Source organism: Streptomyces sp. NPDC004721 (assembly GCF_053601495.1).
This window is the reverse complement of record NZ_JBSGBZ010000019.1, coordinates 78719-102841: the sequence shown is the minus strand read 5'-3', so window position 1 is coordinate 102841 and position 24123 is coordinate 78719. Positions and strand designations below refer to the sequence as shown.

Here is a 24123-nt window from a genome sequence, read left to right as displayed (position 1 = left end):
AGTGAATGCGGCTACGCCACATTCACTCTTTGTCCAGGCGGCGCCGCCTCCAGCCAGGCGAGGAAGCCGGTCAGCGCGTCCTCGCTCATCGCGAGTTCCAGGCGCGTACCGCGGTGCAGGCAGGTGAGGACGATCGCGTCGGAGAGCAGGGCGAGTTCCTCCTCGCCCTCGGGCAGACGGCGGCCGGCCACCTCGATGGACGCCCGCTCCAGAGTGCGGCGCGGACGGAGCGCGTAGGAGAAGACACGGAACCACTCGACGCGGTCGCCGTTGTAGCGGGCGACTCCGTAGCTCCAGCCCTTGCCGCTGGTGTCGGTCTTCTCCGGTACGTCCCAGCGCAGACTGCAGTCGAAGGTGCCGCCGGAGCGCTGGATGAGCCTGCGTCGCAGGCCGAAGACGAACAGTCCCACCACCACGAGCAAGACCACCAGCCCGCACACAGTCAGAGCGAGGACCATCGACACCGACCTCCTCGTCTCCTAGGTAATGGAACGGAAAAAACACCCACATTCACCTCAGCCGCGGCCGGTACCGGATTGCTCCGGTACCGGCCGCGGCTGAGTGACGTCATCACACGGCTGGCTGGGTTCAGCTGGCCGTCGCCGCGCGCAGTCGGACCTCCGCGCGGCGCTCGGCATGAGCGTCGCCCTCCGCCTTCGCGCGTTCGAGCTCTCGCTCGGTGCGCTGGACATCGATCTCGTCCGAGAGTTCGGCGATCTCCGCCAGCAGCGACAGCTTGTTGTCCGCGAACGAGATGAAACCGCCGTGCACAGCGGCGACGACCGTCCCACCTTCACTCGTACGGATGGTCACCGGGCCCGACTCCAGCACACCGAGCAGCGGCTGGTGACCGGGCATGACGCCGATGTCGCCGGACGTGGTGCGCGCGACGACCAGGGTGGCCTCGCCGGACCAGACCTGGCGGTCGGCGGCGACCAGCTCGACGTGCAGCTCAGCAGCCAAGGGTGGCTCCTCGGGTCACCACCCGGCGGTAGTGCCGGGTGTTGGGGTCAATTCTAAGGGGCGTGGACGAGGGGGCGGGACGCACCCGCCCCCTCAGATGAGCTCGATGCTCAGGAGACGCCCAGCTCCTTCGCGTTCTTCTTCAGGTCCTCGATACCACCGCACATGAAGAACGCCTGCTCGGGGAAGTGGTCGTACTCGCCGTCGCAGATCGCGTTGAACGCCGCGATCGACTCCTCCAGCGGCACGTCCGAGCCGTCCACACCGGTGAACTGCTTGGCGACGTGGGTGTTCTGGGACAGGAAGCGCTCCACGCGACGGGCACGGTGGACGACGAGCTTGTCCTCCTCGCCGAGCTCGTCGATACCGAGGATCGCGATGATGTCCTGCAGGTCCTTGTACTTCTGCAGGATGTTCTTCACGCGCATGGCCGCGTTGTAGTGGTCCGCCGCGATGTAGCGGGGGTCCAGGATCCGGGACGTGGAGTCCAGCGGGTCCACGGCCGGGTAGATGCCCTTCTCCGAGATCGGACGGGACAGAACCGTCGTCGCGTCGAGGTGGGCGAAGGTGGTGGCCGGGGCCGGGTCGGTCAGGTCGTCCGCGGGAACGTAGATCGCCTGCATCGAGGTGATCGAGTGACCGCGGGTCGAGGTGATGCGCTCCTGGAGCAGACCCATCTCGTCGGCCAGGTTCGGCTGGTAACCCACCGCGGACGGCATACGGCCGAGCAGCGTGGAGACCTCGGAACCGGCCTGCGTGAAGCGGAAGATGTTGTCGATGAAGAACAGCACGTCCTGCTTCTGGACGTCGCGGAAGTACTCGGCCATGGTCAGGCCGGCCAGCGCGACGCGCAGACGGGTGCCCGGGGGCTCGTCCATCTGACCGAAGACCAGCGCGGTCTTGTCGATGACGCCGGACTCGCTCATCTCGTCGATGAGGTCGTTGCCCTCACGGGTGCGCTCGCCGACACCGGCGAACACGGAGACACCGTCGTGGTTGTTGGCGACGCGGTAGATCATCTCCTGGATGAGCACCGTCTTGCCGACGCCGGCGCCGCCGAACAGACCGATCTTGCCGCCCTTGACGTACGGGGTCAGCAGGTCGATGACCTTGACGCCGGTCTCGAACATCTCGGTCTTCGACTCGAGCTCGTCGAAGTTCGGCGCCTTGCGGTGGATCGCCCAGCGCTCGCCGTCGTACTCTGCGTCGACGTTCAGCACCTCACCGAGGGTGTTGAACACCTTGCCCTTGGTGAAGTCGCCGACCGGGACGGAGATCGCCGAGCCGGTGTCCTTCACCGGGGACTGGCGGACCAGGCCGTCGGTGGGCTGCATGGAGATCGTGCGGACGATGCCGTCACCGAGGTGCTGGGCGACCTCGAGCGTCAGCGTCTTCTTCTCGCCCGCGTTCGCCGGGTCGGCGACCTCGACGTGAAGGGCGTTGTTAATGTCCGGCATCGCGTCGACGGGGAACTCCACGTCGACGACCGGGCCGATGACCCGCGCGACGCGGCCCGCCGCCGTGGCCGTCTCAACAGTGGTGGTCATTACTTGTCACTCCCCGCGGTCGCGTCGGCCAGGGCGCTCGCGCCACCGACGATCTCGCTGATTTCCTGGGTGATTTCGGCCTGGCGGGCCGCGTTGGCAAGACGCGCGAGCGTGTCGATCAGCTCGCCCGCGTTGTCGGTGGCCGACTTCATCGCGCGCCGCGTGGCGGCGTGCTTCGAAGCGGCCGACTGGAGCAGCGCGTTGTAGATACGGCTCTCCACGTAGCGCGGCAGCAGCGCGTCGAGGACGTCTTCCGCCGAGGGCTCGAAGTCGTACAGCGGAAGGATCTCGCCCTTCGGCACGGCCTCCGCGGCGACCTCGTCCAAACGCAGCGGAAGCAGCCGGGAGTCGATCGCCGTCTGCGTCATCATCGAGACGAACTCGGTGTAGACGATGTGGAGCTCGTTTACGCCGCCGTTCTCGGCGTCCGTCCCGATGGCCTCGATCAGCGGGGCCGCCACCGTCTTGGCGTCCGCGTACGAGGGCTCGTCGGTGAAGCCGGTCCACGACTCCGCGATCGTGCGCTCACGGAAGTTGTAGTGGGCGACACCGCGCCGGCCGACGATGTACGTGTCGACCTGCTTGCCCTCGCGCTCGAGCCGCTCGGTCAGCTGCTCCGCCGCCTTGATGGCGTTGGAGTTGAAGGCGCCGGCCAGACCGCGGTCGCTCGTCAGGAGCAGTACCGCGGCGCGGGTCGGGTTCTCCGCCTCCGTTGTCAGCGGGTGCTTGGTGTTGGACCCGGTGCCGACCGCCGTGACCGCGCGGGTCAGTTCCTGCGCGTACGGCGTGGAGGCCGACACCTTGCGCATCGCCTTGACGACGCGCGAGGCGGCGATCATCTCCATCGCCTTGGTGATCTTCTTGGTCGCGGTGACGGATCGGATGCGACGCTTGTAGACCCGGAGCTGGGCTCCCATGAGTCAGGTCCCTTCCTTACGTCACTTGGCGGCAGCGGCCGGGGTGTCCTCGCCGAGCAGCTTTCCGTCGCCCGTCTCGAACTGCTTCTTGAACTCGACGATCGCCTCGGCGACGGCCTGCAGCGTGTCGTCGGACATCTTGCCGCCCTCCTTGATGGAGGTCATGAGGCCCTGCTCCTTGCGGTGCAGGTACTCCAGGAGCTCCTTCTCGAAGCGGCGGATGTCGGCGACCGGCACCTCGTCCATCTTGCCGGTGGTGCCGGCCCAGACGGAGACGACCTGGTCCTCGGTGGCCATCGGCTGGTACTGGTCCTGCTTCAGCAGCTCGACCATGCGCTGACCGCGCTCCAGCTGGGACTTCGAGGCGGCGTCCAGGTCGGAACCGAAGGCGGCGAACGCCTCCAGCTCACGGAACTGGGCCAGGTCCACGCGCAGACGGCCGGAGACCTGCTTCATCGCCTTGTGCTGGGCGGAACCACCGACTCGGGAGACGGAGATACCGACGTTCAGCGCGGGGCGCTGACCGGCGTTGAACAGGTCCGACTCCAGGAAGCACTGGCCGTCGGTGATGGAGATGACGTTGGTCGGGATGAACGCCGAGACGTCGTTGGCCTTGGTCTCGACGATCGGCAGACCGGTCATCGAGCCCTTGCCCATGTCGTCGGACAGCTTCGCGCAGCGCTCCAGCAGACGGGAGTGCAGGTAGAAGACGTCGCCCGGGTAGGCCTCACGGCCCGGCGGACGGCGCAGCAGCAGCGATACGGCGCGGTAGGCGTCGGCCTGCTTCGACAGGTCGTCGAAGATGATCAGGACGTGCTTGCCCTGGTACATCCAGTGCTGGCCGATGGCGGAACCGGTGTACGGCGCCAGGTACTTGAAGCCGGCCGGGTCGGACGCCGGGGCGGCGACGATGGTCGTGTACTCCAGCGCGCCGTTCTCCTCCAGCGAGCGCCGGACCGACGCGATGGTGGAGCCCTTCTGGCCGATGGCGACGTAGATGCAGCGGACCTGCTTGTTCGGGTCGCCGGTGCGCCAGTTGTCACGCTGGTTGATGATCGTGTCGACAGCGAGGGCGGTCTTGCCGGTCTGCCGGTCGCCGATGATCAGCTGACGCTGACCGCGGCCGATCGGGGTCATGGCGTCGACGGCCTTGTAGCCGGTCTCCATGGGCTCGTGCACCGACTTGCGCTGCATGACCGTGGGGGCCTGCAGTTCGAGGGCGCGGCGGCCCTCGGTCTCGATCTCGCCGAGGCCGTCGATCGGGTTGCCGAGCGGGTCCACCACGCGGCCGAGGTAGCCCTCGCCCACGGCCACGGACAGGACCTCACCGGTGCGCTGCACCGGCTGGCCCTCCTCGATGCCGCTGAACTCACCGAGGACGATGGCACCGATCTCGCGCTCCTCGAGGTTGAGGGCGAGGCCGAGGGTGCCGTCCTCGAACTTCAGCAGTTCGTTGGCCATGGCCGAGGGAAGCCCCTCGACCTTCGCGATGCCGTCGCCGGCAAGGGTGACCGTACCGACCTCCTCGCGCGAGGCCGCGTCCGGCTTGTACGACTGGACGAAGTTCTCCAGCGCGTCCCGGATCTCCTCCGGCCGGATCGTGAGCTCCGCCATCTGGGTTCCCTGCTCTCCTTGTTGGGCCCGAAGTTTCACTTGGGGGTATTGCGAGTCCCGGACTCCCCCCAAAAAGAGGTGAATCCTCTGCACGGCCCAACCAGGGCCGTCGTGTACGTCTTGCGTGTTGAGTTGCTGCTAGCTCGCCATACGGCGGGCGGCGTCCTCGAGCCGGTCCGCGAGGGAGCCGTTGATGACCTCGTCGCCGACCTGCACCCGCATCCCGCCGACGACGTCGGGGTCCACGTCGAGGTTGAGGTGCATCTGACGGCCGTAGAGCTTGGCGAGGGCCGCGCCGAGGCGCTGCTTCTGCGTGTCGCTCAGCGGGACCGCCGAGGTGACGACGGCGACCATGCGGTTGCGACGGTCGGCGGCGAGCTTGGTCAGGGACTCCAGTCCCGCTTCCAGGCTACGTCCCCGCGGCGCGGTCACAAGGCGCGTCACCAGACGCTCGGTGGTCGCGGCCGCACGGCCGCCGAGCAGCCGGCGCAGCAGCTCCTTCTTGGCCGAGACGGTCGCGGCGCGGTCGGTCAGGGCCGCGCGCAGCCCGGTGTTCGAGGAGACGATCCGGCCGAAGCGGAACAGCTCGTCCTCGACGTTGTCGAGCGTGCCGGCCCGCTGCGCCGCGGTGAGGTCGGCGACGTCCGCCAGCTCCTCCAGCGTGTCGACCAGGTCGCGGGGCTGCGACCAGCGGGAACGCACCATGCCGGACACCAGGTCGACGGCCGTGCCGCCGATCTGCCCGCCGAGCAGGCGCTGCACCAGCGTGGCCTTGGCCTCACCGGACTGCGCCGGGTCGGTCAGGACCCGACGCAGGCCCACCTCGCGGTGGAGCAGCGCGGTGACGGCGGCCAGCTCGTCGGCAAGCCGGCCGGCGTCCACCGAGGTGGAGTCCGTCAGCGCGTCCAGACGCTCACGTGCGGCGGTCAGTGCCTCACGGCTGGCTCCGTGCATGGTCATCGAGTCGCCTCGGCCTTCTCCTCGAGCTCGTCGAGGAAGCGGTCGATCACACGGCTCTGCCGGGCGTGGTCCTCGAGGGACTCGCCGACGAGCTTGCCGGCCAGCTCGGTGGCCAGCGTGCCGACGTCCTGCCGGAGCGCGGACGCGGCGGTCTTGCGGTCGGCCTCGATCTGGGCGTGGCCGGCGGCGACGATCTCCTCGCGCTGACGCTGGCCCTCGGCCCGCATCTCCGCGATGAGCGTGGCGCCCTGCTCCTGCGCCTCCTGGCGCAGGCGCGCGGCCTCGTGCCGGGCCTCGGCGAGCTGAGCCTTGTACTGCTCAAGAACGCTCTGGGCCTCGGTCTGCGCGGCCTCGGCCTTCTCGATACCGCCCTCGATGGCCTCGCGGCGCTCCTCCAGAACCTTGTTGATGTTCGGGAGGAGCTTCTTGGCGAGGAGACCGAAGACGATGACGAAGGCGAGCAGGCCGATGACGAGCTCGGGGATCGGCGGGACGAGAGGGTTCTCCTTCTCGGCCGCCAGAATGAGCAGCTGGCTCATGTCATTGCCTTTCGTCTAGGAAGCTTTCGCTGATCGGCGAATCAGGTGCCGTAGACGAACGGCATGACCAGACCGATCAGAGCCAGCGCCTCGCAGAAGGCGAAGCCGAGGATCTGGTTGGCGCGGATCAGGCCGGCGGCCTCGGGCTGGCGGGCCAGGGCCTGGGTGCCGTTACCGAAGATGATGCCGACGCCGACGCCGGGACCGATGGCAGCGAGGCCGTAACCGACGGAGCCGAGCGAGCCGGAAACAGCGGCAAGGGTCTGGGACATGCCAGTTCTTCCTTTTCTTTACGGACCGGTGGGGGTTGGCCACCGGACGATCAGGGGGTTGCTCTGCGGGGTGCTCAGTGGTGCTCTGCGAGCGCGCCCTGGATGTACGTGCAGGTCAGGAGGACGAAGACGTACGCCTGCAGTGCCTGGATGAAGAGCTCGAAGGCCGTCATCACGATCGTCATGATGAAGCTGACGCCCGCGTAGGCGATGCCGATGCCGTTGAGCAGGTACCAGCTGGCGATCGTGAAGAGCAGCAGCAGCGTGTGGCCCGCGAACATGTTCGCGAAGAGCCGGACCGCGTGGGTGAAGGGCCGGACCAGCAGGTTCGAGAAGAACTCGATGAGCATGGCCAGCGGGAGCACCGGGCCCAGCGACTTGTCGTAGCCCGTCACGTTCTTGAAGAAGCCCACGAAACCGTGACGCTTGAAGGTCAGCGAGACCCACAGGACATAGACGATCAGGGCCAGCACGATCGGGTACGCGATGATCGAAGTCACCGGGAACTGGGCGACCGGGATGATCGACCAGAGGTTCATCATCCAGATGAAGAAGAACAGGGAGACGACGAGCGGAACGTACTTCTCGCCTTCCTTCTTGCCGATCGTCTCGTAGACGACTCCGCGCCGGATGAAGTCGTAGCCCGCCTCGGCGACCATCTGGAGCTTGCCCGGGACGACCTGGGGCCTGCGGAAGGCCGCCCAGAAGAATCCGACGACGATGATGGAGCCGAGCAGCGCCAGCAGCATCGGCTTGTTGAAGTACAGGTTGCTGTCCGCGTTGCCCCAGAGGGGCTCGAACAGGAACGAGTGCAGGCCCGGAGCGGGGAAGCCACAGCCGGCGAAGATGTGGCAGTCGGTCTCGAAGGCGAGCACCTGCGTCGGGTCAGCACTCACCGCGGGCTCCTTCAGCGTGGCGCATAGGTACGGCAACCTCGTTGTGTCGGCGCGGCGTGCGGCCGCGGTTCGGCACGGGACTGGTGTTACGGATGTGGGGGCGGCAGTGGGGCATCTCGCCTCGCGATCGAACAGGCGTCAGCTGTGATGCCCGCGCCCGCGATGCCGCAGTTGGCACCGGACGATAGCAGGATCTCTCAAGCGCCTTTATCCCGGCCCTACCGCTCACGACGAGCGCTCCGTCTTTTCGGACTTCTCGCCCGCCGTGGACGGGGCCGAGTCGGGCTCGACGTAGAGGATCTTGGACTTCATATGGGCCCGCGTCTGCGCCGCGGTCCACGCCAGCGTGGCGGCGAGCAGGGTGAAGGCGAAGGCCTTGGGGTTGAACAGCGTGGTGTGCTTGAACGCGGCCAGGAAGACGAACAGCAACAGGATCTGGGCCGCGTAGAGCATCAGGCCCATCGCCTGGAAGAGGTGCGGAAGCGACTTGGCCGTGCGCTGCAGGACGTAGAGGCCGAGCCCCATGAACAGGATCACGACCAGGGTCGCGACGACCGCGCCGATCGCCCCTTTGCCACCGGCGGCCACACCACTGACGACGGCGGCGACCGCACCGACGGCGGCTGTGGGCACAGCGGCCTCGGCCAGGATCCGGGCGTCATTGGACGGCATCGCGGCAACTCCGCATTCACAGGGGGCAGGGCGTCGTCATGGGACGAGCGTAGTCCCGGTGCCGAGGGAGGAAACCTCGGCCCCACCAGGACCTTCTCACTGTGGCCCTTCGGCTCTCCGGGATACTCGTGAACGGTATCACAAACTATTTGATGAGGTCTTTACCTCCATGGTGTGCTGACCCTCACACGTGAGAGTACAGCTGCACTTCTGTGCAAAATCCAGCTCTTTTCGCCCGATATTGGGGGGATTTAGTGCCCCACGGGTTGGCAACGCCTTAGTCAGATTCTTACCTTGGCCGTCAGCGCGACGTTCCGGCCTTCCGCCCGTCCAGAACCCGCGAACGAGTTCCGACGGCGGTCGCTCCGTTGACACCGGCCGACCCGGCACGGACCCGCACGCCCGCGGCCACGGGCGTCTCCTCCGGCACAGGGCTCTCCGCGGTCGCGGAAACCCCCACGGACGCCTCCTGCGGCGCGGAGTCCGTGGACGACGCGGACGGCGCCGCCGCGGAGGCATCCGGGGCCATCACCCCGCCCCGGCGCCGGTAGCGCGGCGGCACGAACTGCTCGGCCCAGCGGGGGGCTCGCGGGGTGAAGCGCGGCAGCAGGAGCAGCACCAGGCCGATGAAGCTGAGGATCACGATGCCCAGCACGATCCACATGGACGCCGACTTGACCGAGTAGGCGAGCGCGCCGAAGCCGATCAGGGCCGCCCAGAAGTACATGATCAGCACGGCCCGGCTGTGCGAGTGGCCGATCTCCAGCAGGCGGTGGTGCAGATGGCCGCGGTCGGCGGCGAACGGCGACTTGCCGTGCCAGGTGCGCCGCACGATGGCCAGGACCAGGTCGGCGGCCGGGATGGCGATGATCGTCAGCGGCATCAGCAGCGGGATGTAGACCGGCACCATCTGGTGCACGGCGTTGCGCTCGGACCCGGAGAAGAGCTTCATCACGTCCGGGTCGACCTGCCCGGTCACCGAGATCGCGCCGGCCGCCAGCACCAGGCCGATGAGCATCGATCCCGAGTCGCCCATGAAGATCCGCGCGGGATGCATGTTGTGCGGCAGGAAGCCAAGGCACATGCCCATGAGGACGGCCGCGAAGAGGGTGGCGGGGGCGGCGGCCTCGATGCCGTACGAGTACCAGATCCGGTAGGCGTACATGAAGAACGCGGCGGCCGCGATGCACACCATGCCGGAGGCCAGGCCGTCGAGGCCGTCGACGAAGTTGACCGCGTTGATGGTGATGACGACCAGCGCGACCGTGAGCAGGGTGCCTTGCCACTGGGTGAGCGCGACCGTGCCGACGCCGGGCACGGGCAGCCACAGGATGGTCAGACCCTGCATGACCATCACACCGGCCGCGATCATCTGGCCGCCCAGCTTGATCAGGGCATCGATCTCGAACTTGTCATCGAGGACGCCGATCAGCCAGATCAGGGCGGCGCCGGAGAGCAGCGCGCGCGGCTCGTTCGACTTCTCGAAGACCTCGTTGAGGTTGGCGAGGTGGCTTGCGACCAGCAGGCCCGCGCACAGGCCGAAGAACATCGCGATCCCGCCGAGCCGGGGAGTGGGCTCACGGTGCACGTCACGTGCCCGGATCTCCGGCATCGCTCCTGCGACGATCGCGAACTTACGTACCGGCCCTGTCAGCAGATACGTCACCGCGGCCGTGATGCAGAGCGTCAGCAGGTATTCACGCACGGGCTTCCCCACAGGTCTCGCTGGCCTTCTCAGCCCCACACCCTAGCGACGCAGGCATATGTATGTGGACTTCCGGGTAGCGACGATGGTTGCACGTGTGGCTGTGTACGGTTTTGTACGACCGTTCTGCTACCCCGTCTCAGCCGGGGTACGGCGGAAACCGGCCAGTGAGTTCGCGCACATCCTCACGCGCGCTCGCCCCGTCGACCTCGCCGCGCAGCACTTTGCCGAACAGGACGGCTATCCACTCCATCTCCTGCTGGCCCATGCCCTGGCTGGTCACCGCGGCGGTGCCCAGCCGCAGCCCGCGGCCGTCGGCGTGCGGCAGCGCGCAGCAGTCGAGGACGATACCGGCGGCGGCCAGCCGTCCGCGCGCGGTACGCCCCTCGACGCCGAGCGGCGCCGGGTCGGCGGTGATCAGGTGGGTGTCCGTGCCGCCGGTGGTGACGGTCAGGCCCTCCGCGGCCAGCCGGGCCGCGAGCACCCGCGCGTTGGCGACGACCTGGTGGGCGTAGGCGGAGAAGGCCGGGGTCGCGGCCTCGCCGAACGCCACGGCCTTGGCGGCGATGGTGTGCATCTGGGCGCCGCCCTGGGTGAAGGGGAAGACGGCGCGGTCGACGCGCTCGGCCAGCTCGCCGCCGCACAGGAGCATCCCGCCGCGCGGCCCGCGCAGCACCTTGTGGGTGGTGGCGCACACCACGTCGGCGTACGGGACGGGGTTGGGCGCCGCCCTGCCGGCGACGAGTCCGATGGGGTGGGCCGCGTCGGCGATCAGATAGGCGCCGACCTCGTCGGCGACCGAGCGGAAGAAGGCGTAGTCGATGTGGCGCGGGTAGGCGATGGAGCCGCACACGATCGCCTTGGGCCGGTGCGCGTGGGCGAGCGTGCGCACCTGCTGGTGGTCGATGAGTCCGGTCTCGGCGTCGACGCCGTAGCCGACGAAGTCGAACCAGCGGCCGGAGAAGTTCGCGGGCGAGCCGTGCGTGAGGTGGCCGCCGTAGGGCAGGCCGAGGGCGAGGACGGTGTCGCCGGGCCGCAGCAGCGCCGCGTACGCGGCGAGCACCGCGGACGAGCCCGAGTGGGCCTGCACGTTGGCGTGTTCGGCACCGAACAGGGCCTTGGCCCGCGCCACGGCGAGGCGTTCGGCCGCGTCGACGATCTCGCAGCCGCCGTGGTGCCGGGCGCCCGGATAGCCCTCGGCGTACTTGTTCGCCAGCACCGAGCCGAGTGTGGCGAGCACGGCCGGCGAGGTGAAGTTCTCCGCCGCGATCAACTGGAGCGTCGTCGACTGCCGGTCGAGCTCCCCCAGCAGGACGTCGGCCAGTTCGGGGTCCTGCCGGCGCAGGAGATCGGCCTCGAGAACGGGGATGACCGACATGTCGGGCTCCGGGCGGTCGACGTTGACGTACGTCCAATGTAGGCCCACCAACCCCACCCCGCGCGGCCCCTTACGCCGACACGGCTACCCGTCACGGGCCTCTCTGCTCACACCCACGCAACGCCGGCAGCCGGGCCCGGGAAACCATGGCGCGCGACGAGCGCCGGGTCACCCACAGGCCGGTACGCCCCTCCAGGAGCCTCCAGCCGGGGCGTACCGGTCCAGGAAGCCTCCGGTCGGGCCCCGGAGCCGCGCACGAGCTTGCGAGCCGCCAGACGCCCGACAGGCACGCGCCGAGGCCGACCATCGACGCAGCCCACGCACGACCCGCACCACGCACCGACCGGAGCAGGCCGCCCGGACCCGTGCACGCCCGAGCGGGGCACCCCGGCCCCGGGCCTCCCGGCCCGCCGGACACCCCGCGGACATGCGTCGAGGCCATCACCGACGCACCCGCACCATGCCCACCGGCCAGAGCAGGCCGACCGGACCCGACGCGCCCCGTGCACGGCCCCGCGGGGCACTTCGGGCTGAGGCTCGGGCCCTCCAACGCCAGGCGCCTCACAGGCACACGCCAAAGGCCGTCACCGACGCGATGCCACCGACCGGCGCCGGCGGTTGTGCCCGCGTCGGAGCGCGGCGCCCGTCGGCAGGTGCTGGTTGGTCGGTGGCCGACCCCGGGGCGGATACCAGTCGGTTGCGGGGCCGGCGGACGTCAAGCGCGGGCCGGGACTCCCGTCAGGGCCGTTACCACCGGGTCCAGGGCCTGGTGTATCTCGTCGCCGACCGAGCGGAAGAACGTCAGCGGGGCGCCGTAGGGGTCGTAGACCTCGTCGGCCTCGGCGGTCGGGGCCAGGAGCCACCCGCGTAGAGCGGCGGCGGCACGGACCAGGGCGCGGGCGCGTTCGACCACGCCGTCCTCCAGGGGAGGCAGCGTGGCCGGGTCTATCGCCTTCACCAGGCGGGTGAACTCCTTGAGGGTGAAGGTGCGCAGGCCGGCCGAATGGCCCATGGAGATGACCTGGGCACGGTGGTCCAGGGTCGCGGTGAGCACCAGGTCGGCGCAGATCACATGCTCGTCCAGCAGTTCCCGGCCGGTGAAGCCGGAGGCGTCCGCGCCGAAGTCGGCCAGCACGGTCTCCGCGTTGGCCTCCATCGGCGCGCCCTCGTGGCCCCAGGTGCCCGCGCTCTCCACGATCAGCCCGCCGCCCCGCGAATCCCCGAGCCGGTCCGCCACGAAGTGCCGGGTCAGCCGCTCGGTGATGGGCGAACGGCACACGTTGCCGGTGCTGACGTGCAGGATGCGGAAGGTGTCGCCTATGCCACGCCCCGCGTCAGGGGCCGTCAATTCGCCACCTCGAGGTCGGGTACCACCTTGCGCAGCTCCTCCGGCGACAGGGCGCCCTCGCGCAGCAGCACGGGCACCTTGCGGGTGACGTCGACGATGGAGGACGGGACGTTTCCGGGGGTCGGGCCGCCGTCGAGGTAGACGGAGACGGAGTCGCCGAGCATGTCCTGCGCGGCGCCGCAGTCCTCCGGCGCGGGGTGGCCGGTCAGGTTCGCCGACGACACGGCCATCGGGCCGACCTCCGTGAGCAGTTCGATGGCGACCGGGTGCAGCGGCATCCGCACCGCGACCGTGCCCCGGGTGTCCCCGAGGTCCCACTGGAGGGACGGCTGGTGCCGCGCGACCAGCGTCAGCGCGCCCGGCCAGAAGGCGTCCACGAGTTCCCAGGCCATTTCGGAGAAGTCCGTGACCAGTCCGTGCAGCGTGTTCGGGGAGCCGATGAGGACAGGAGTGGGCATGTTGCGGCCCCGGCCCTTGGCGGCGAGCAGGTCGGCCACGCCCTCGGAGGAGAACGCGTCGGCGCCGATGCCGTAGACCGTGTCGGTGGGCAGCACCACGAGTTCGCCGCGACGGACGGCGGACGCCGCCTCGCGCAGACCCGTCACGCGGTCGGTGGCGTCGTTGGTGTCGTATCGCCGTGCCATTGTCAGCGGGCCTCCTCGTACACGTACTGCTGGTCAGAAGTCCTGATGGGGGTCACGGCAGCGCCTTGCGGGCGGTGGCGAACCGCGGCCGGTTGTTGAGGTCGGGGTGGTCGGCGGCGTCGGCCCAGCCCCGCTCCTCGGTGAAGATCCACGGCACCTGTCCGCCCTGGGTGTCGGCGTGCTCGACGACGACGACTCCGCCGGGCCGCAGCAGCCGGTGCGCGGTGCGCTCGATGCCGCGGATCAGGTCGAGGCCGTCCTCCCCGGAGAACAACGCCAGCTCCGGGTCGTAGTCGCGGGCCTCGGGGGCGACGTACTCCCATTCGGTGAGCGGGATGTACGGCGGGTTGGAGATGACGAGGTCGACCTGGCCGTCGAGATCCGGGAAGGCCGTCAGGGCGTCGCCCTGGCGCAGGTCGACCCTGGACCCCTCCATGTTCTTGCTGGTCCACTTCAGGGCGTTCTCGCTCAGCTCCACGGCGTGCACGCGCGAGCGCGGCACCTCCTGGGCGAGGGCGAGCGCGATGGCCCCCGAACCGGTGCACAGGTCGACGATGCACGGCTCGACGACGTCCATGGCCCGTACGGCGTCTATGGCCCAGCCGACCACGGACTCGGTCTCCGGCCGGGGCACGAACACCCCTGGCCCGACCTGGAGTTCCAGATACCGGAAGTAGGCCCGCCCGGTGATGTGCTGGAGCGGCTCGCGCTGCTCGCGCCGGGCGATGACCTCCCAGTAGCGGGCGTCGAAGTCGGCGTCCTTCACGGTGTGCAGCTGGCCCCGCTTGACGCCGTGCACGAACGCGGCGAGTTCCTCCGCGTCGGTGCGCGGCGAGTCCACGCCCGCGTCGGCCAGCCGCTGGGTGGCCTGCGCCACCTCCGCGAGCAGCACGCTGCGCGGGCTCGGGGGTCGCCCCCCGGATTCTTGCTGCACGCTGGTCCTCCGTTGGTGCTCGTACGTGCGCACGTCCCGCGTGCGTACGTGTCTTACGCGGCCGCGAGCTTGGCGGCCGAGTCCGCGTCGACGCAGGCCTGGATCACCGCGTCCAGCTCGCCGTCCAGGACCTGGTCAAGGTTGTACGCCTTGAAGCCGACGCGGTGGTCCGAGATACGGTTCTCCGGGAAGTTGTAGGTGCGGATCTTCTCGGAGCGGTCGACGGTGCGGACCTGGCTGCGGCGGGCGTCGGCGGCTTCCCGCTCCGCCTCCTCCTGCGCCATGGCGAGCAGCCTGGAGCGCAGGATACGCAGCGCCTGCTCCTTGTTCTGCAGCTGGCTCTTCTCGTTCTGGCAGGAGGCGACGACTCCGGTGGGCAGGTGTGTGATGCGCACGGCGGAGTCGGTGGTGTTGACGGACTGGCCGCCGGGCCCGGAGGACCGGTAGACGTCGATGCGGAGGTCGTTGGGGTTGATCTCCACGTCCACCTCCTCGGCCTCGGGGGTGACCAGCACACCGGCCGCGGAGGTGTGGATACGGCCCTGGGACTCGGTGGCCGGAACCCGCTGCACGCGGTGCACCCCGCCCTCGTACTTCAGCCGGGCCCACACACCCTGGCCGGGCTCGGTCTGCCCGCGGGTCTTCACCGCGACCTGGACGTCCTTGTAGCCGCCCAGCTCGGACTCGGTGGCGTCGATGATCTCGGTCTTCCAGCCGACCCGCTCGGCGTACCGCAGGTACATGCGCAGCAGGTCGCCGGCGAACAGGGCCGACTCGTCGCCGCCCGCGCCCGCCTTGATCTCGAGGATGACGTCCTTGTCGTCGCTGGGGTCGCGCGGGATGAGCAGGAAGCGCAGCTTCTCGGTCAACTCCTCGCGCTGCCGCTCCAGCTCCTTGACCTCGGCCGCGAAGTCGGGGTCGTCCGCGGCGAGTTCGCGCGCGGTGTCGATGTCGTCGCCGGTCTGCTTCCAGGAGCGGTACGCGGCGATGATCGGGGTGAGCTCGGCGTAGCGCTTGTTGAGCTTGCGCGCGTTGGCCTGGTCGGCGTGGACCGACGGGTCGGCGAGCTTCTTCTCCAGATCGGCGTGCTCGGCGACGAGTTCCTCGACGGCCTCGAACATCTTTCGGCTCCTGTACTGCCTGTACTACTGGGGTGGGGGAAGGCGGGCGACCAAAAACGCCGGTCCCGGCGCACCCCGCGGTGGGGGCACGACCGTGGACCGGCGAAAAGGGGCTCGCTACTTCTTGGAGCCGGCGGCAGCCTTGCCGAAGCGGGCCTCGAAGCGGGCCACACGGCCACCGGTGTCGAGGATCTTCTGCTTGCCCGTGTAGAACGGGTGACACTCGGAGCAGACCTCGGCCCGGATGCTGCCGGACTCGATGGTGCTGCGGGTGGTGAACGACGCGCCGCAGGTGCAGCTGACCTGCGTCTCGACGTACGCGGGGTGGATGTCGCGCTTCAAGGTGTCTCCTAGAGTTCCTGGAGGGCGCCGGGTCGCAGCCGCGGGATGCGGAGCGTGAACCGGAGCCGACGTACCAGTCTGCCAGGACTGGGGCCATCCACCCAAACCGGGGGGTGGGGTCGGGTATTCCCTGCGCGTCTCCCGCGGGGCGGGGGCGGGTTTCCCGCGTCCCTAGTCCGGTCGCAGCACTAGGAGGCGCTCACCACTCCGCTTGCCTTGCCGGTGGCCGTGCCTTCCGTGGCCGTCTTCGGGATGGGCCGGTCGTTCCTCAGGGCGTTCCAGATCTGCTGGGCCTTGGCCTTCTCCACGAGGACGCGGTTCGGGTTGGCCGGGTCGTACCGCACCGGCATCGTGACCATGGTCATGTGGGAGGAGCTGATGCCCTTCAGGCCATCGGCGAAGGCGATCAGGGCGTTCACCGAGCCGAGGTCGGAGTCGGCGGTGACGGTCTTGGTCGCGGTGTCGGCGAGGTCGTAGAGCTTCTTGGGGTTGGTGAGCACGCCGATGTGCTTGACCTGGTCGGCCAGGGCCTTGACGAAGGCCTGCTGGAGCTGGATGCGGCCGAGGTCGGAGCCGTCGCCGACGCCGTGCCGGGTGCGGACCAGGCCGAGGGCCTGCTGTCCGTCGAGGGTGTGCGTGCCGGCCTTGAGGTCGAGGTGGCTCCGTGGGTCCTCGATGTTCCTCGTCGTGGTGACCGGGACTCCGCCGAGTTCGTCGACGAGCTTCCGGAAGCCGCTGAAGTCGACCTCCAGGTAGTGGTCCATGCGCAGGCCGGTCATCGACTCGACGGTCTTCACCGCGCAGGCGGCGCCGCCGGTGGAGTACGACTCGTTGAACATCGCGTCGTGCGTCGCGGCGTGCGTGCCGCCCTTGGCGTCGGTGCACTCGGGGCGGTCGACGAGGGTGTCGCGCGGTATGGAGACGACGCCGGCCTTCTTGTGGCCCTCGTAGATGTGCACGATCATCGCCGTGTCGGAGCGGGCGCTGCCGTCGTCGGTGCCGCCGCCGAGCTTCTTGTTGCCGCCGGCGCGGGTGTCGGAGCCGAGGACCAGGATGTTCTCGGAGCCGTTGTCGGCCTTGGTGGGCCGGTCGCCGCCGAGGGCCTGGTTGATGTCGATCGTCCTGAGGTTGCCGTTGAGCTTGAAGTAGAGGAAGCCGGCCCCCGCGCCGCCGAGCACGACGATCCCCGCGGCGGTCCAGGCCATGGCCGTCAGGGCCCTGCGCCGCCCGGTGGGGGGCTTGCGACGGCGGCCCTTGGCGCGGCGGCGGGGCCCGGTGTCGCCGGACTCCCCTGGTATGCCCGGTCCTCGCGTGCTGTCGGCAGGCATGCGCTCCTCGGTTCTCGTGTCTACGGTCGGTTGCCCCCTGCGGTCGAGGTCGGGCCCCGGTCTGTTCTCGGTCGATTGACCCGTACCGCACTATCGTCGCTCGTACGGTCAGACGGGGGAACTCGGGAAAGGGTTGCACAACGCTGCGTGTCCACCACATACGGACATAGGCACCATGCGCGACTGTGTACCGCTTGGTAACCCGGCTCACCTGCGATGACACGGGGCGGGACGGCGCCGTGGAGAGCCGGAACGGGGCGCGGTGCCTGTGGCGAAGGTCTCGTACGGGCCAACGCTCGTACGGCCCGCCCGCAACAGCAGAAGGCCGCCCCCCTGAAAACAGGGGGCGGCCTTCGGTGCGACTCTTGCCGGCTTACCCGGCTGGTCCGGCTGACCTGGCGTAACGCCTAGTCGCCGTTGCCGGGAGTCGGGGTGGTCTTCTGGATCTGCATCAGGAACTCGACGTTCGACTTGGTCTGCTTCATCTTGTCGAGGAGCAGCTCGATCGCCTGCTGCTGGTCGAGCGCGTGCAGCACCCGGCGCAGCTTCCAGACGACGCCGAGCTCCTCGGCGCCGAGCAGGATCTCCTCCTTGCGGGTGCCGGACGCGTCGACGTCCACCGCGGGGAAGATGCGCTTGTCGGCGAGCTTCCGGTCGAGCTTGAGCTCCATGTTGCCGGTGCCCTTGAACTCCTCGAAGATCACCTCGTCCATGCGGGACCCGGTGTCCACCAGGGCGGTGGCGAGGATGGTGAGCGAGCCGCCGTCCTCGATGTTGCGGGCCGCACCGAAGAACCGCTTCGGCGGGTACAGGGCGGTGGAGTCGACACCACCGGACAGGATCCGGCCGGAGGCCGGGGCCGCCAGGTTGTACGCACGGCCCAGACGGGTGATCGAGTCCAGCAGCACGACCACGTCGTGACCCAGCTCCACCAGGCGCTTGGCGCGCTCGATGGCGAGCTCGGCGACCGTGGTGTGGTCCTCGGCCGGGCGGTCGAAGGTCGAGGAGATGACCTCGCCCTTGACCGACCGCTGCATGTCGGTGACCTCTTCCGGACGCTCGTCGACGAGGACGACCATCAGGTGGCACTCGGGGTTGTTGTGCGTGATCGCGTTGGCGACCGCCTGCATGATCATGGTCTTGCCGGTCTTCGGCGGGGCCACGATCAGACCGCGCTGGCCCTTGCCGATGGGCGAGACCAGGTCGATGATGCGGGTGGTCAGGACGCCCGGGTCGGTCTCCAGACGGAGCCGGTCCTGCGGGTACAGCGGCGTCAGCTTGTTGAACTCCGGCCGCCCACGGCCGTGTTCGGGCGCCATGCCGTTGACGGAGTCCAGGCGGACCAGCGCGTTGAACTTCTCGCGGCGCTCGCCGTCCTTCGGCTGGCGGACCGCACCGGTGACGTGGTCGCCCTTGCGCAGGCCGTTCTTGCGGACCTGGGCGAGGGAGACGTACACGTCGTTGGGACCCGGCAGGTAGCCCGACGTGCGGATGAAGGCGTAGTTGTCGAGGATGTCCAGGATGCCCGCGACGGGGATCAGGACGTCGTCCTCGGCGATCTGCGGCTCGGAGACGTCGTCGCGGCCACGGCGGCCACGGCGGTCGCGGTAGCGGCCGCGACGGCCCCGGCGGCCGCCCTCGAAGTCGTCCCCGTCCTCGTCGGGCCGCTGCTGACGGTCCTGCCGGCCGCCGCCCTGCTGCTGGCCCTGCTGGCGCTGCTGCTGGCCGCCCTGGCCCTGCTGGTCGTCGCCCTTGCCGCGGCGGTCACGGTCGCGGTCGCGGTCGCGGCCGCGCTCACGGCGGTCACGACGACGGCCCTCGCCGCCGTCACCGGCGTCGCCCTGCGACTGCTGCTGGGCCGGGGTCTCGGCCTTCGGCTCGCTCTTCGCCTCGGCGGCGACGGTCTCGGCGCTGCCCGACGGGGCGCCCGCCTCCGCGGTGGCCCGACGGCGGCGGCGCTCGGCCGGAGCGTCCTCGCTGGCCGGCTGGCCGGGGATCTCGATCTGCTGCTGCGCCACGGCCTTGGCGGGGGCGCCCGACTGCTCCACGTCGTTCGAGGGCTTGGCAGAGGGGGCCTCGGCCGCCTTCTTCGCGGGCGCGGCCTCGTCGCCCGTACGGGTGCGGGAGGTGCTGCGGCGCTTCGGCTTGGTCTCGGTGGCGTCCCCCGCGGCAGGCGCGGCCTTCGCGGCGGGGGCGCCCCCGGCCGCCTGCGCCTCCTTGATGACCTCGATCAGCTGGCTCTTGCGCATGCGCGCGGTGCCCCTGATACCGAGGCCGGATGCGACCTGTTGCAGCTCGGCCAGCACCATGCCCTCGAGGCCGGTACCGCGGCGCCGCCGGGAGCCGGCACCGGTGGCAGGCGCGGAGGCGTCCGTGGCGGGCGCGGCAGCGGTCTCCTCGACACGTGCGCCCATCAGATCGGTGGTGTCGCTCACGAAGGGTCCTTCCCTGGAGCGGACGTCGGCCTGTCTGGCTCGGCGACCGGTTGTGCTGTCCGGCTTCGGTCCTTGCTGGTGAACCGTGCCGGGGCGGTGGTCCGCCCAAAGCGGCGGAAGAGATTTCTGGTGATTGGCGCTTCCTCGACCATCAGCGGCACCGAGTGTCACTGAGTCACGTGGCGTGGTCGCACCGATTCCGGAGCGTGCCCGGCGGACCGCTCAGTGTGCGCATACGAGGTACTGCCCAGGTACGACGTACACCACACAGTGCGGCTTGGGGGGCTCCCGGAGGAATGTCTGTCCCGGACGGGGACACAAAGCACCTCGCCATGGTGGGGTCGGGTGCAGACTTGAGGTTAACACTACCGGATCCAACAAACATTCCCCCTCTCGAAATCCGGCAACCGCCGGATTTCAGATCTCCCCGCCTGCCGCGAGTGGCAGTACGCAGGCTCCTTGCACATCGAGACTCAGTCTGTTGGCGGCCCAGTCGGCGCCCGCCAGTTGCTCCACCTTGTCCGCGGTGTCCGTGTCCGCGAGCGCCATGACGGTGGGTCCGGCGCCGGAGATGACTGCGGGGATGCCGTCCGCCCGCAGCCGCTCCACCAGCGCCGTGCTCTCCGGCATGGCAGGGGCGCGGTACTCCTGGTGGAGGCGGTCCTCGGTGGCCGGCAACAGCAGCTCGGGGCGCCGGGTGAGGGCCTCGACGAGCAGGGCGGCGCGGCCCGCGTTGACGGCGGCGTCCACGTGCGGCACGGTGCGCGGCAGCAGGCCGCGCGCGGTTTCGGTGAGCACCGGCTTTCCCGGCACGAAAACCACCGGAACGATGGAATCGGAGGGCTCCATCCTGATGGCCCGGGCCGCTCCGGCCTCCATCCAGGACAGGGTGAACCCGCCCAGCAGACAGGCCGCCACGTTGTCCGGGTGGCCCTCGATCTCGGTGGCCAACTCGAGCAGCGCGGTGTCGTCGAGCCTGGCCTCGGCGCCTATGGTCACGGCGCGGGCGGCGACTATTCCGGCGCAGATGGCGGCGGAGGAGGAGCCGAGGCCGCGGCCGTGCGGAATGCGGTTGGCGCAGACGATCTCCAGGCCGCGCGGCTGTCCGCCGAGGACGTCGAAGGCGGTGCGCAGCGAGCGGACGAGCAGGTGCTTCTCGTCCCGCGGCAGCGTCTCGCTGCCCTCGCCGGCGATGTCGATGTGCAGCCCGGAGTCGGCCACCCGGACCACGACGTCGTCGTAGAGCCCCAGCGACAGGCCGAAGGCGTCGAAGCCTGGGCCGATGTTGGCGCTGGTGGCGGGGACGCGCACCCGGACGGCGGCGGCGCGGAACGCGGGACCGGCCATCGCTCGTTGACTCTCCTTGAGCTGCGTGATGGTCGAATGACACTCGATAGGAACGGGGAAGACCCTCAGGCCGCGGAGACGGCGCACCACCGCCACCTGCGTGGGCGTGTGCGGCGGTCGGGTTCCCTACAGCCTATCGAAGGAAAGTTCAGTGGCGACATAGGGCGCACGGGAGGCGCACGATGCGTGTCGCAAGCCCCCCGTGCCACCCTCCTCCGAAGTCTCCTGGGACAGACGCCTCCGCACGCCACGCGGTTGCGTACCTTGCGCGGTGCGCGCGCGTTGCGCCGACCGGGGGAAACGCGGCGGGCGAGCGGCCTGAGCGCGGGACCGACAGGCGCCGTCGGCGGGAGAGGGCACCGGGAGCGTCGACGGCGGGTGCCGCCGACCGGGCCGCGCTCGGGGACAGGACGACGACGGCCGCCCCGCCCCGAAACCCCCGTGCGCGACCAGCCCGAGCCGTACGTGTCCGGCACCCGGAGCCACCTCGGTCGGGCAGGGCACGACGTGCGGCGGACGGCTGAACCGGCGACGACCGACCGGCGACGGCTCAGCCGTCACCGGCTCGACCTGCGCCGGCCCCTGCGGGGCGGGGCCGACCCGTGCGGGGCCGAGCTGTACGGGGCCGAGCTGTACGGGGCCGAGCTGTACGGGGCCGGACGCGGTCGGTCGTCGTCGTGGCCGTCGTCGCACTCGTGGTCGCGCTCGTCGTCGACGGTGCGGGTGGTGCGGTCAGGCCAGGCCCAGGCGTTCGGCCGCCGTGGCCGCGTCGACCGGGACCGTGACCGGCTGGGGGGCGCCGGCGACGGCCCAGTCGGGGTCCTTGAGGCCGTTGCCGGTGACCGTGCACACGATGCGCTGGCCGGGGTCGACCTTGCCCTGCTCGGCCGCCTTCAGCAGTCCGGCCACGGACGCGGCGGACGCCGGCTCGACGAAGACACCCTCCTGCGCGGCCAACAGCCGGTATGCGCGCAGGATTTCACGGTCCGTCACCTCGTCGATGGCACCGCCGGACTCGTCGCGCGCGGCCAGGGCGTACGTCCATGAGGCGGGGTTGCCGATACGGATCGCGGTGGCGATGGTCGACGGGTCCTTGACGACCTCGCCGCGCACGATCGGCGCGCTGCCGGAGGCCTGGAAGCCCCACATGCGGGGCGTCCTGGTGGCGACGCCGTCCGCCGCGTATTCGCGGTAGCCCTTCCAGTAGGCGGTGATGTTGCCCGCGTTGCCGACCGGCAGGACGTGGATGTCGGGCGCGTCGCCAAGCATGTCGACGATCTCGAAGGAGGCCGTCTTCTGGCCCTCGATACGCACCGGATTGACCGAATTGACCAGCGCCACGGGGTAGTTGTCGCTGAGCGCGCGGGCGAGCGTGAGGCAGTCGTCGAAGTTGCCGTCGACCTGGAGGATCTTCGCGCCGTGCACGAGCGCCTGACCCATCTTGCCGAGCGCGATCTTGCCCTGCGGCACCAGCACCGCGGAGACCATCCCGGCCCGTACGGCGTAGGCGGCCGCGGAGGCGGACGTGTTGCCGGTGGAGGCGCAGATGACGGCCTTCGCGCCCTCCTCCTTGGCCTTGCTGATCGCCATCGTCATACCGCGGTCCTTGAAGGACCCGGTCGGGTTCGCGCCCTCCACCTTGAGGTGGACCTCGCAGCCGGTGCGCTCGGAGAGTACCTGCGCGGGCACGAGGGGCGTACCGCCCTCACGGAGCGTCACGACCGGCGTGCTGTCGGACACCGGCAGCCTGTCCCGGTACTCCTCGATGATTCCGCGCCACTGGTGGGTCATTGCTGGTTACTCTCCTTCAACCCGCATGATGCTGGCGACACCCCGCACGGTGTCGAGCTTGCGCAGCGCCTCCACGGTCCCGCCGAGGGCGGCGTCGGAAGCACGGTGGGTGACGACGACGAGGGAGGCCTCGCCGTCCTTGCCCTGCTGGCGAACAGTGTCGATGGAAACCCCGTGCTCGGCGAACACGGTGGCGACCTGGGCGAGCACGCCCGGTTTGTCGGCGACGTCCAGGCTGATGTGGTAGCGCGTGACGACCTCGCCCATGGACGACACGGGCAGCGCCGCGTACGCCGACTCGCCGGGCCCGGTGGCCCCGCTGAGCCGGTTGCGGCAGACGGCCACGAGGTCGCCGAGTACGGCGGAGGCGGTGGGCGAGCCGCCGGCGCCGGGCCCGTAGAACATGAGCTGCCCGGCCGCGTCGGACTCGACGAACACGGCGTTGTACGCGCCGCGCACGGAGGCCAGCGGGTGGGTGAGCGGAATCATCGCGGGATGCACGCGGGCGGTGACGGACCCGCCGTCCTCGGCGCGTTCGCAGATGGCCAGCAGCTTGATGGTGCAGCCCATCTCCTTGGCGGAGACGAAGTCAGCGGCGGTGATCTCGGTCATGCCCTCGCGGTAGACGTCGTCGAGCCGTACGCGCGTGTGGAACGCGATCCCGGCGAGGATGGCGGCCTTGGCGGCGGCGTCGAACCCCTCGACGTCGGCGGTCGGGTCGGCCTCCGCGTACCCGAGCGCGGTGGCCTCGTCGAGGGCCTCCTGGTAGCCGGCCCCCGTGGAGTCCATCTTGTCGAGGATGAAGTTGGTGGTGCCGTTGACGATGCCGAGCACCCGGTTGACCTTGTCCCCGGCGAGGGACTCGCGCAGCGGCCGGATCAACGGGATGGCACCGGCGACGGCGGCCTCGTAGTAGAGGTCCCCGTCGTTCGCCTCCGCCGCGGCGTGCAGGGCGGCCCCGTCCTGGGCGAGCAGGGCCTTGTTCGCGGAGACGACGGAGGCGCCGTGCTCGAAGGCGGTGGTGATGAGCGTCCGGGCGGGCTCGATCCCCCCGATGACCTCGACCACGACGTCGATGTCGCCCCGTTTGACGAGCGCGGTGGCGTCGGTGGTGACGAGGTCGGCGGGGATGCCCTCGCGCACCTTGTCGGGACGCCGCACGGCGACCCCGGCGAGCTCCACCGGGGCCCCGATCCTGGCTGTGAGGTCGTCGGCGTGCGTCGTCATGATGCGCGCCACCTCTGAGCCGACAACCCCACAGCCCAGCAGCGCCACCTTCAGCGGACGCGTACGCATCATCCGACCTCGTTTCCTCATACCGTCTACGGTTGGACCAGTCTCACTCACCGGAAAGGAGTTTCTGCTATTTG

The 24123-nt window shown here is 69.8% G+C and carries 22 protein-coding genes; all 22 read right to left on the bottom strand.

What is annotated here, in order from left to right:
- Positions 1–11: 11 nt before the first annotated feature.
- Positions 12–458 (bottom strand): DUF2550 domain-containing protein, encoded by a 447-nt coding sequence (locus tag ACWEK3_RS19525; protein WP_361417383.1) that lies wholly within the window; start codon positions 456–458, stop codon positions 12–14.
- A 130-nt stretch (positions 459–588) separates the two neighbouring features.
- Positions 589–963 carry a F0F1 ATP synthase subunit epsilon gene (locus tag ACWEK3_RS19520; protein ID WP_361417380.1) on the bottom strand — a complete coding sequence of 125 codons (375 nt, stop codon included), beginning with the start codon at positions 961–963 and terminating at the stop codon, positions 589–591.
- Positions 964–1073: 110 nt separating this feature from the next.
- A complete protein-coding gene (gene atpD / locus ACWEK3_RS19515) occupies positions 1074–2510 on the bottom strand; it encodes a F0F1 ATP synthase subunit beta (RefSeq protein ID WP_361417377.1) in 1437 nt (478 codons plus the stop codon).
- Complete coding sequence (locus ACWEK3_RS19510) at positions 2510–3427, bottom strand: F0F1 ATP synthase subunit gamma (protein ID WP_450539039.1); 918 nt, start codon at positions 3425–3427, stop codon at positions 2510–2512. Before ACWEK3_RS19510 ends, atpD begins: the two co-directional genes overlap by 1 nt.
- A gap of 21 nt (positions 3428–3448) precedes the next feature.
- Positions 3449–5041, bottom strand: coding sequence for a F0F1 ATP synthase subunit alpha (gene atpA / locus ACWEK3_RS19505; RefSeq protein ID WP_376397198.1), 1593 nt, complete (start codon positions 5039–5041; stop codon positions 3449–3451).
- Between the two features lie 138 nt (positions 5042–5179).
- Entirely contained in the window at positions 5180–5995 is an 816-nt protein-coding gene (locus tag ACWEK3_RS19500; RefSeq protein ID WP_365419236.1) for a F0F1 ATP synthase subunit delta, read from the bottom strand.
- Between the two features lie 2 nt (positions 5996–5997).
- A complete protein-coding gene (locus ACWEK3_RS19495) occupies positions 5998–6540 on the bottom strand; it encodes a F0F1 ATP synthase subunit B (RefSeq protein WP_450539037.1) in 543 nt (180 codons plus the stop codon).
- Between the two features lie 41 nt (positions 6541–6581).
- A complete protein-coding gene (atpE, locus tag ACWEK3_RS19490) occupies positions 6582–6812 on the bottom strand; it encodes an ATP synthase F0 subunit C (RefSeq protein WP_073889576.1) in 231 nt (76 codons plus the stop codon).
- Positions 6813–6886: 74 nt separating this feature from the next.
- Positions 6887–7708, bottom strand: a complete 822-nt coding sequence (atpB, locus tag ACWEK3_RS19485) for a F0F1 ATP synthase subunit A (RefSeq protein ID WP_225075586.1) — start codon at positions 7706–7708, stop codon at positions 6887–6889.
- 225 nt (positions 7709–7933) lie between these two features.
- A complete protein-coding gene (locus ACWEK3_RS19480; RefSeq protein ID WP_450539035.1) occupies positions 7934–8380 on the bottom strand; it encodes a hypothetical protein in 447 nt (148 codons plus the stop codon).
- 301 nt (positions 8381–8681) lie between these two features.
- Positions 8682–10085, bottom strand: coding sequence for an MraY family glycosyltransferase (locus ACWEK3_RS19475; RefSeq protein WP_450539033.1), 1404 nt, complete (start codon positions 10083–10085; stop codon positions 8682–8684).
- Between the two features lie 139 nt (positions 10086–10224).
- Complete coding sequence (locus ACWEK3_RS19470) at positions 10225–11463, bottom strand: serine hydroxymethyltransferase (RefSeq protein WP_365419235.1); 1239 nt, start codon at positions 11461–11463, stop codon at positions 10225–10227.
- Between the two features lie 715 nt (positions 11464–12178).
- A complete protein-coding gene (locus tag ACWEK3_RS19465; RefSeq protein WP_361417356.1) occupies positions 12179–12811 on the bottom strand; it encodes an arsenate reductase/protein-tyrosine-phosphatase family protein in 633 nt (210 codons plus the stop codon).
- Positions 12808–13455 (bottom strand): L-threonylcarbamoyladenylate synthase, encoded by a 648-nt coding sequence (locus ACWEK3_RS19460; RefSeq protein WP_361417353.1) that lies wholly within the window; start codon positions 13453–13455, stop codon positions 12808–12810. The genes ACWEK3_RS19465 and ACWEK3_RS19460 overlap by 4 nt, the downstream gene beginning before the upstream one ends.
- A gap of 52 nt (positions 13456–13507) precedes the next feature.
- Positions 13508–14347 (bottom strand): peptide chain release factor N(5)-glutamine methyltransferase, encoded by an 840-nt coding sequence (prmC, locus tag ACWEK3_RS19455; RefSeq protein WP_361417534.1) that lies wholly within the window; start codon positions 14345–14347, stop codon positions 13508–13510.
- Between the two features lie 95 nt (positions 14348–14442).
- The gene (prfA, locus tag ACWEK3_RS19450; RefSeq protein ID WP_361417350.1) at positions 14443–15510 is read right to left on the bottom strand and encodes a peptide chain release factor 1; all 1068 of its coding nucleotides are present in this window, start codon (positions 15508–15510) and stop codon (positions 14443–14445) included.
- Between the two features lie 117 nt (positions 15511–15627).
- Positions 15628–15852 (bottom strand): 50S ribosomal protein L31, encoded by a 225-nt coding sequence (rpmE, locus tag ACWEK3_RS19445; RefSeq protein ID WP_141358350.1) that lies wholly within the window; start codon positions 15850–15852, stop codon positions 15628–15630.
- A gap of 188 nt (positions 15853–16040) precedes the next feature.
- Complete coding sequence (locus ACWEK3_RS19440) at positions 16041–17180, bottom strand: LCP family protein (RefSeq protein WP_450539030.1); 1140 nt, start codon at positions 17178–17180, stop codon at positions 16041–16043.
- A 407-nt stretch (positions 17181–17587) separates the two neighbouring features.
- Complete coding sequence (gene rho / locus ACWEK3_RS19435) at positions 17588–19615, bottom strand: transcription termination factor Rho (RefSeq protein ID WP_376652121.1); 2028 nt, start codon at positions 19613–19615, stop codon at positions 17588–17590.
- Positions 19616–20032: 417 nt separating this feature from the next.
- Positions 20033–20962, bottom strand: coding sequence for a homoserine kinase (gene thrB / locus ACWEK3_RS19430; protein ID WP_450539028.1), 930 nt, complete (start codon positions 20960–20962; stop codon positions 20033–20035).
- 732 nt (positions 20963–21694) lie between these two features.
- Entirely contained in the window at positions 21695–22753 is a 1059-nt protein-coding gene (gene thrC / locus ACWEK3_RS19425) for a threonine synthase (protein ID WP_361417338.1), read from the bottom strand.
- Between the two features lie 6 nt (positions 22754–22759).
- Positions 22760–24052: a homoserine dehydrogenase gene (locus ACWEK3_RS19420; RefSeq protein WP_390726991.1), complete on the bottom strand. Its 1293-nt coding sequence runs from the start codon at positions 24050–24052 to the stop codon at positions 22760–22762.
- Positions 24053–24123 lie beyond the last annotated feature (71 nt).

Bases quoted from the DNA above. Each gene is read 5' to 3' on its own strand.
- ACWEK3_RS19470 (WP_365419235.1), bottom strand. From the start codon at position 11,463: ATGTCGGTCATCCCCGTTCTCGAGGCCGATCTCCTGCGCCGGCAGGAC.
- ACWEK3_RS19460 (WP_361417353.1), bottom strand. From the start codon at position 13,455: ATGGCACGGCGATACGACACCAACGACGCCACCGACCGCGTGACGGGT.
- ACWEK3_RS19420 (WP_390726991.1), bottom strand. From the start codon at position 24,052: ATGATGCGTACGCGTCCGCTGAAGGTGGCGCTGCTGGGCTGTGGGGTT.
- prfA (WP_361417350.1), bottom strand. From the start codon at position 15,510: ATGTTCGAGGCCGTCGAGGAACTCGTCGCCGAGCACGCCGATCTGGAG.
- thrB (WP_450539028.1), bottom strand. From the start codon at position 20,962: ATGGCCGGTCCCGCGTTCCGCGCCGCCGCCGTCCGGGTGCGCGTCCCC.
- thrC (WP_361417338.1), bottom strand. From the start codon at position 22,753: ATGACCCACCAGTGGCGCGGAATCATCGAGGAGTACCGGGACAGGCTG.
- atpA (WP_376397198.1), bottom strand. From the start codon at position 5,041: ATGGCGGAGCTCACGATCCGGCCGGAGGAGATCCGGGACGCGCTGGAG.
- ACWEK3_RS19510 (WP_450539039.1), bottom strand. From the start codon at position 3,427: ATGGGAGCCCAGCTCCGGGTCTACAAGCGTCGCATCCGATCCGTCACC.
- atpE (WP_073889576.1), bottom strand. From the start codon at position 6,812: ATGTCCCAGACCCTTGCCGCTGTTTCCGGCTCGCTCGGCTCCGTCGGT.
- ACWEK3_RS19525 (WP_361417383.1), bottom strand. From the start codon at position 458: ATGGTCCTCGCTCTGACTGTGTGCGGGCTGGTGGTCTTGCTCGTGGTG.
- ACWEK3_RS19495 (WP_450539037.1), bottom strand. From the start codon at position 6,540: ATGAGCCAGCTGCTCATTCTGGCGGCCGAGAAGGAGAACCCTCTCGTC.
- atpD (WP_361417377.1), bottom strand. From the start codon at position 2,510: ATGACCACCACTGTTGAGACGGCCACGGCGGCGGGCCGCGTCGCGCGG.
- ACWEK3_RS19440 (WP_450539030.1), bottom strand. From the start codon at position 17,180: ATGCCTGCCGACAGCACGCGAGGACCGGGCATACCAGGGGAGTCCGGC.
- ACWEK3_RS19500 (WP_365419236.1), bottom strand. From the start codon at position 5,995: ATGCACGGAGCCAGCCGTGAGGCACTGACCGCCGCACGTGAGCGTCTG.
- ACWEK3_RS19480 (WP_450539035.1), bottom strand. From the start codon at position 8,380: ATGCCGTCCAATGACGCCCGGATCCTGGCCGAGGCCGCTGTGCCCACA.